The organism is Bradyrhizobium sp. MI1.4, from assembly GCF_055811315.1.
In genome coordinates this window covers 43,199-49,448 of the sequence record NZ_JBVVPP010000057.1, presented here as the reverse complement: position 1 = coordinate 49,448, position 6,250 = coordinate 43,199, and the positions used below count along the sequence as shown (strand labels likewise).

The window sequence follows — 6,250 nt, the reverse complement described above, 5'->3', positions numbered from 1 at the left end:
TAAGCTCGATCTCCTTCAGGCTAGGCTGATTGGCGCGCCATAAAAACAAACACGATCATCGAATATGCGTCAGAGCCCCAGTCGAACGCCGATTGACAAGCAAACCGCATTCTGATCGCCAACGTCACAGAAGGAAGAAAGCCCGACAATCTAGGTACGACGTGCTGTGATGATTTCGGCCTCGTAAGGCATCTCGACAAATGCGTTGCTGTCGCGGTGCTGTTCAAAGACGACGCGGAGCGCCGAAAGAAGCGCCTCTTCTCCCCGGTTATTGATCGCCTTCTGCACGATTGTGAACGATCGCGCGCGATGCTCGAACCGCTCCCGATCGATCAGCTCGGTAAAAACGAACGCGTCTCGCCTGATGTCTTTCAGGCCGGATTCGGCTCTTAACTCGGCCGAAATATCAATCTCAGAGTAGCCGCCCTCAGGTCTGGAGTGCCGACGCCGGTGGTAATTGGGGAGTGCTGCCTCGATGACTGACAGAAAACCATCCGCGAAGGCACTATCCCTGTCGTAAGGCTCATATTGAACGATCGCGAGGAGACCACCAGGCGCAAGGACACGCTGGGCCTCTCGATAGAAGGCAGGGCGATTGAAGCGATGCACTGCACTAGCAGCCGTCACCAATTGAGCAGAGCCGTCCACCGCTTGCAGATTTTCGGCGACCCCATCCGCATAGTCCACGAGCATGCCGGTTGGCGTCTGAGATTCAGCATGCCGCCGCATATGTTCATTCGGTTCAAGTGCGAAGATCTGGAAGCTCGAGCCAAAAACCGTGGCAAGGCTTCGCGTGAATAGCCCTGTCCCCGCGCCGACCTCGATGATGCGGCCGCCCGTGGTACCATGGAGCACGGACCTCAATTGTTCTGCGATGCGCGGTGGGTACTCCGGGCGAAACTGGTAAAAGTGCCCGAGGCCATCAAAATCGTCCCAGGGCCTATGAATCCGGCCCGATGCAGCTTGACTGGTTGTCGTGCTTTCTGTGGACATGTTAATTTCACCCAAGATCTTAGATCACGCTGCGCCTAGGCCGATCGGTGCCTGTCGTACTCCGCCGCGATAGTCGTGAGTGCCCTTTCGAGGGTTGAATCGTCTGATGGGTTGCCGAGGCCGAACCGGATCGCTCGCGGCGGCTCCGCTTCACCGATCACGAAGCCATCGCTCGTCGAAACAAGCACGCCGGCTTGCTCAAGTCTCGCGGTTAGATCGGCACTTGTGACGCTAGGCGGCGTTGGCATCCAGACATGGAGACCGCCATCCCCAAGTCGGTGATCGATGTTCGTGAGATACTGACGGACCAAAATATGCCGCGCGGCGGTTGCGCGACGAACAGCGTCGAGCATCTTTCCCATCGATGCAGTCTCAATCAATTCTGTGGCGAGCGCGGCGCTAAGAGGTGCCGTCATCCAGAACGTAGCCCGGACTCCCGGCCAGAACAGGTTCGCCGCAGCCTCCTTGGACGGCGCAACGACATAAGCTACTTTCATTCCCGGCGCCACACTCTTGGCCAACCCGAGCAGATACCAGGAAATTTCTGGGGCAAGGGCAGATAGCGGTGTTGGCGCATTTCGGGGAATAAGGCTATAGATGTCATCCTCGATGATGGAGACGCCAAACTCTCTGGCAATCTCTGCGATTGTCTTGCGTCTTTCCAAGGACATGGTGACTGTGGTCGGGTTTTGAAGCGTCGAGAGCGGATATAGCGCTTTTGGACGATGCGTCCGGCACACCTGCCGAAACGCGTCCGGGATCATGCCATCGTCATCCATCCGGACTGGCGCGAGCTTTGCGCCGTAACGCGCTGCAAACGCCTTGATTGGCGGATAGGTTAGCTCATCGACAGCCAATATCCCGCCTGCGCCGACAAGGCCGGGAATGAGCATATTCAGAGTACTTTGTGTGCTGCTTGTCAGGACAATACGCGCTTCATCAGCTCGATAACCCAGGCGCGAGGCGCAGAGATCAGCACCCGCTCGTCGGTCGGCTTCGGTCCCGCACCAACGATGATGCCCAATGATTTCGCTGAGAGCTTCCCTTGCCAAAATACCAGTGATTGCAGTGCTCATGACCGAATCAAAAACATGTGATACTGGCGGTGGCGGATTCAGCCTAAGTGCGATCGGGCTTTTGAGGCGTTCGTCAAATTGACTTTGAAGCGGGATTTTCACGGCAGGTGTTGCTGCAAACGGACTCTTCATTTTGAACCTCCTAGGCGGTCCTGGATCACACTGATGGCCATGAGGGCAAACGACACCGCAATTGCTCCGGCCGTGGCGATCGGGATACCTAGGCCTCGGATTGCCGGGACCTTCACGAAGGCGCATACGTGGAGGACTGCAAGCACTGAAAAAAGTAGGGGCAGTGTCGTCTCGAATGTCTCCACGGACATTAACGGTCGAAGCAACAACATCACAGCGAGTAGGGGAGTATCATACGAAACCGGAATCCCGATGAACCGAGCTTCGGCCGTTAGTCCGACGTTCTCGAAATAGCTGAGCCTAATCGCGCCCGCTAAAACGAGAAGCACACTCGCTACGAGCGACAGGGCAGTTCCTTGACTGATAAGGATGATCACTGCAGCCGGGAACACGACTCCATGAAAGAAGTCGGCAAATCCATCAAAGCTCTTTCCGAACTCCGGTACACCTCGACGGCGAAGATGGCTCGTCTTGCGGGCAACATGCCCATCCCAATGATCCAGAAACCAGGTCCAGAGCATTGCCGCAACGCCGAGCTCGATCTTGCCGTTGAGGGCCAGGAACAGCCCGATGACGGCAAACAGATAGGCGAGGGCGGTGATGGCATTTGCGTAGTCACGGAGATACCCGATCATCGCCTTGCTCCCGTCGACGGCGCGAAAATCTTCTCCGCTAGGCGCAGATCATCTTCGCAATCGATTTCGAACCAGCGGGTATCGCTGCAATCCGCCGCTGAAAGCTGCAGCTCTCGCTGCTCGACAAGCCGTGCGAGGACCTGCTCAACATAGGCCGTACGATGCCCGCTTTCCACAGCCTGGTGCAATGCTGGCACCAGCTGTTCGCGCGAGGCGTCTGCGGAAAAGCGCGTCAAGTTGATGGTCTTGAAGAGACCCCTGGCCTGGGCCTCGACGGGCGTCTGGTTCATGACGAACGCGACGATAGAACCATCGTCAACCAGCTTGACGGCGGAACCACTCATTGCTGCGTTGAACGCCGCAACAGCCGCTACGCTCTGCTGGGTAGATGAGACCGTTCGAAGTGTTCTTTCGAGGACTTCGCGCTCAAAGAACACATCGCCTTCGAGAAAGACGGTGTCGCCGGCAAGCATTGTATTTCGCGCTAGCCATAAGGAATAGGCGCTGCCGGTCCGATCGAAGATGGGATTGTGGACATACTCGATGTCGACCTCCTCGAACCGATGGCCGCAGGACTGTTCGATGGCTTCTTCGCGATAACCCACGACGATGGTTGCTTCGCGAGCCCCGAGCTCAGACAACTGATGCAGCGCGTTGTGCAGCATCGGGGTTCCGTTCACCTCCACCAAAGGTTTCGGAACGAATTCCGTGTAGGGGCGCAGCCTGGAGCCCATTCCTGCGGCAAGGATCACCGCCCGTGTACCATTGAGCATTTTTGAAACGTCCTTCTGGCAAGCTTCAGGCCGTTGCTTGCCTGGTCTTCAGGCTGTTCAGGGTCTCGACGACGCGTTTTAGTCCCGACTCCAGCAGGTCTGGTGGAGCACCGAAGCAGAGACGCAGGCCATTCACGTCGCCAAAGGTACCGCCGGCAACGGATCCCACATCGGCTTCCTCCAGGAGCAATCGTGCAATGTCGTCGGTCGATCGAACGGGACCTCCTGCCGGCAGAGCTGAGACAAGCCTACTCAGATCGAGATAGAAGAAGAACGAGCCATCGGCACTCGGCGGGGGCACGTCCTGCAGACCAGAGAGGATGCGAAGACCATTGTTGCGAGCGTCGGACAGACGCTCATGCATCTTCCGTTCAAAACTGCCGTCGCCGACTTGAAGGTGATGCAGGATCGCGTGCTGTGCGATTACATTGGCATTCGAGGTCGTATGGCTCTGCAGTTTCTTGGCCGCGGAAACGATCTCCGGAGGAGCTGCGAAGTAACCCAGACGCCAACCGGTGATCGCCAGCTCTTTTGAGAAGGCGTTGACCAGGATCGTCCTTGAACGGACGCGGGGATGCGCCATGACGATCGACTCATGGCGCGAACCGGTGAAGACCAAGCTGGAGTAGCATTCGTCGGAAACGATCCAGAGCTGATAGTTGATCGCGAGATCGCCGATAGCTTGTAGAGTCGTTCGATCATACACTGCGCCAGTCGGATTGTTCGGCGAGTTTATGATAATGGCTTTCGTGCGCGGTGTGACAGCGGCGCGAATTGCGACGATATCAGGAGTATATGTCGGGGGGCGAACATCAACGAACACGGGCTTTGCGCCAGCGAGAAGAACCTGGGACGGGAATGTCGGCCAGCAGGGGCGAATGATGATGACCTCATCTCCGGGATTGAACAGGGCCAAGGCAACGTCGAGCAGGCCCTGCTTTGCGCCCGCAGTGATAGCGATGTCATCCGTATTCCAGCCGATGCCTGTTTCCGCAGACAGCTTTGCGGCGACAGCGCCGCGAAGCGGCGTCAGGCCGATGGAATCGGTATACCGGTTCGCCCCGGCATTGATGGCGGCAATCGCTCCTTCGCGAACGGATGATGGTGGCTCGATGATGACTTCGCCGGCGGCCAGATCGATGATCTGACGGCCGGTCGCGGCAGCTATCTCAGCCGCCTCACGGGCGACGGCAGTGCCCGAACCTGACAGCAAAGACATCCGTTGCGCCAACATGCGCGCTCCTCCTGCATCGATTGTCGAGTTTGTTAAGTGATCGCAACCGCTTCGCCGCCGGTACGCGATCTGCCTCGGCGGATATCACTCTTCCGTTCGACAACCGCGTCGTAGCCAAATGGGGCTTAAGAGTTCATTGAGGCCGGCGACCTCTTCATCGCGCCAAGGTGCCCTTCATGCACTTACACGAGGAAGGAGGGGCGCGGTTGGAGCAGACCTGAGCACACAGTATTTTGCAACCGAGGAGCCAACGCGTCGATCGCGGCCGTCGGCCAGAACAGATTGTGAGTGTGTTTGCATACTGAACTCCTTGCAGCTGATGTTTGCGTAGCCCGATGCTCATCCGCCAAATAGTTTGCTCCCATCACTAGATCAAATACTAGCGTTGGTAGTTGACCCGAGCGCAAACGTAAGTCGTTAGAATTGAGACGAGAGTTGCGGCTCTATGATGCTCGGAGTCGAGCACGTCTCAAGTTGCCATTGGCGATGGCTTCTATCATTTGCAAGCATGTCGATGCACGAGGCGGTTGAAACATGCCGCAGTCCGATGCTGAGAGTGCCGCCCGCGCCACCGACGAGGCCTATTGAGCTCACAGTGGCGCGGATAAGCGATGCATCGATGTGAACGACCTCAGCGGTGGCGATCTTCGCCTTGAGACGGGCCCCGACCGTCCGCTTGAAGATCATGCGGTGGCGCTCTGCACCCCACCGCTGGCGGATGCGTATCAAGCTGGTCGGGAAGAGCGTCATGCGGTCCGTAGCCGACGAACCATCGGATGGCGACATTGACTTGAGCCTCCGACCGTCGTCGATGCCCAGTGACGGCCCAGCGAGCATCGACCGTACAGCGACTTCCGGATAATCGCCCGGCCATCGCCGAGGCAATAACAGTGAGACTTCGTAGTGTAGCCAAGAAGAATCGAGTACGCGATCGACCCGAACCGCCACGTGATCGTCGGGGATTAGCTGGCGAAGCGAGCCGGTGACGAACAGCTCCAGCTGATCCTGTTCCTTCCCAGCATGTGGCGCCCCTCCGATCGCGAATCACAAGGAAAACGGAATCAGTCTGCGCGAACTTTTTCAACGATCTCCCACCCGGCAGCGCTGCGGCGTGGCGTTCAGCACCTTGGCGGCGGCGGCCTTGATGCCCTCGTGGCGTCCGAGATTCACCAGCTTGAGGCCGCGCAGACCCCGGCTGGCGAGCCTGCGCAGGCCGACATCCATGCCGGGAACTTCGCGCCGGCCATCACTGTACGCCGATCGCGACGATCCCCGCGACCGAGCCAATGCGCCCCTGCTGGCGCACCTTCACGTAGGTGGCGTCGATCCACAGAGAGAGCCATCGCCCTCGACCGGACGGGCGAGGAATGCCCCGTCAACTATCAAGCCTGCTAATTGATCTAGATG

5 protein-coding genes and 2 pseudogenes are annotated in these 6,250 nt (G+C 58.1%); all 7 read right to left on the bottom strand.

The features are described from left to right. Nucleotides 1-150 precede the first annotated feature (150 nt). Nucleotides 151-993: a class I SAM-dependent methyltransferase gene (locus AC0L23_RS34395; protein WP_473358002.1), complete on the bottom strand. Its 843-nt coding sequence runs from the start codon at nucleotides 991-993 to the stop codon at nucleotides 151-153. Between the two features lie 35 nt (nucleotides 994-1,028). Further along, the gene (locus tag AC0L23_RS34390) at nucleotides 1,029-2,201 is read right to left on the bottom strand and encodes an aminotransferase-like domain-containing protein (RefSeq protein WP_085398499.1); all 1,173 of its coding nucleotides are present in this window, start codon (nucleotides 2,199-2,201) and stop codon (nucleotides 1,029-1,031) included. After that, entirely contained in the window at nucleotides 2,198-2,836 is a 639-nt protein-coding gene (locus AC0L23_RS34385; RefSeq protein WP_085398500.1) for a CDP-alcohol phosphatidyltransferase family protein, read from the bottom strand. The genes AC0L23_RS34390 and AC0L23_RS34385 overlap by 4 nt, the downstream gene beginning before the upstream one ends. Continuing rightward, nucleotides 2,833-3,609: a phosphocholine cytidylyltransferase family protein gene (locus tag AC0L23_RS34380; RefSeq protein ID WP_259217554.1), complete on the bottom strand. Its 777-nt coding sequence runs from the start codon at nucleotides 3,607-3,609 to the stop codon at nucleotides 2,833-2,835. Before AC0L23_RS34380 ends, AC0L23_RS34385 begins: the two co-directional genes overlap by 4 nt. Nucleotides 3,610-3,634: 25 nt before the next feature. Continuing rightward, nucleotides 3,635-4,843, bottom strand: a complete 1,209-nt coding sequence (locus AC0L23_RS34375; protein WP_473358001.1) for a pyridoxal phosphate-dependent aminotransferase — start codon at nucleotides 4,841-4,843, stop codon at nucleotides 3,635-3,637. A gap of 588 nt (nucleotides 4,844-5,431) precedes the next feature. Next, nucleotides 5,432-5,881: pseudogene (locus AC0L23_RS34370) on the bottom strand (transposase); the annotation flags it as partial. 54 nt (nucleotides 5,882-5,935) lie between these two features. After that, nucleotides 5,936-6,214 (bottom strand): annotated as a pseudogene (locus AC0L23_RS34365) (transposase); the annotation flags it as partial. Nucleotides 6,215-6,250: the final 36 nt, after the last annotated feature.

Bases quoted from the DNA above. Each gene is read 5' to 3' on its own strand.
- AC0L23_RS34395 (WP_473358002.1), bottom strand. From the start codon at position 993: ATGTCCACAGAAAGCACGACAACCAGTCAAGCTGCATCGGGCCGGATT.
- AC0L23_RS34390 (WP_085398499.1), bottom strand. From the start codon at position 2,201: ATGAAGAGTCCGTTTGCAGCAACACCTGCCGTGAAAATCCCGCTTCAA.
- AC0L23_RS34385 (WP_085398500.1), bottom strand. From the start codon at position 2,836: ATGATCGGGTATCTCCGTGACTACGCAAATGCCATCACCGCCCTCGCC.
- AC0L23_RS34380 (WP_259217554.1), bottom strand. From the start codon at position 3,609: ATGCTCAATGGTACACGGGCGGTGATCCTTGCCGCAGGAATGGGCTCC.
- AC0L23_RS34375 (WP_473358001.1), bottom strand. From the start codon at position 4,843: ATGTTGGCGCAACGGATGTCTTTGCTGTCAGGTTCGGGCACTGCCGTC.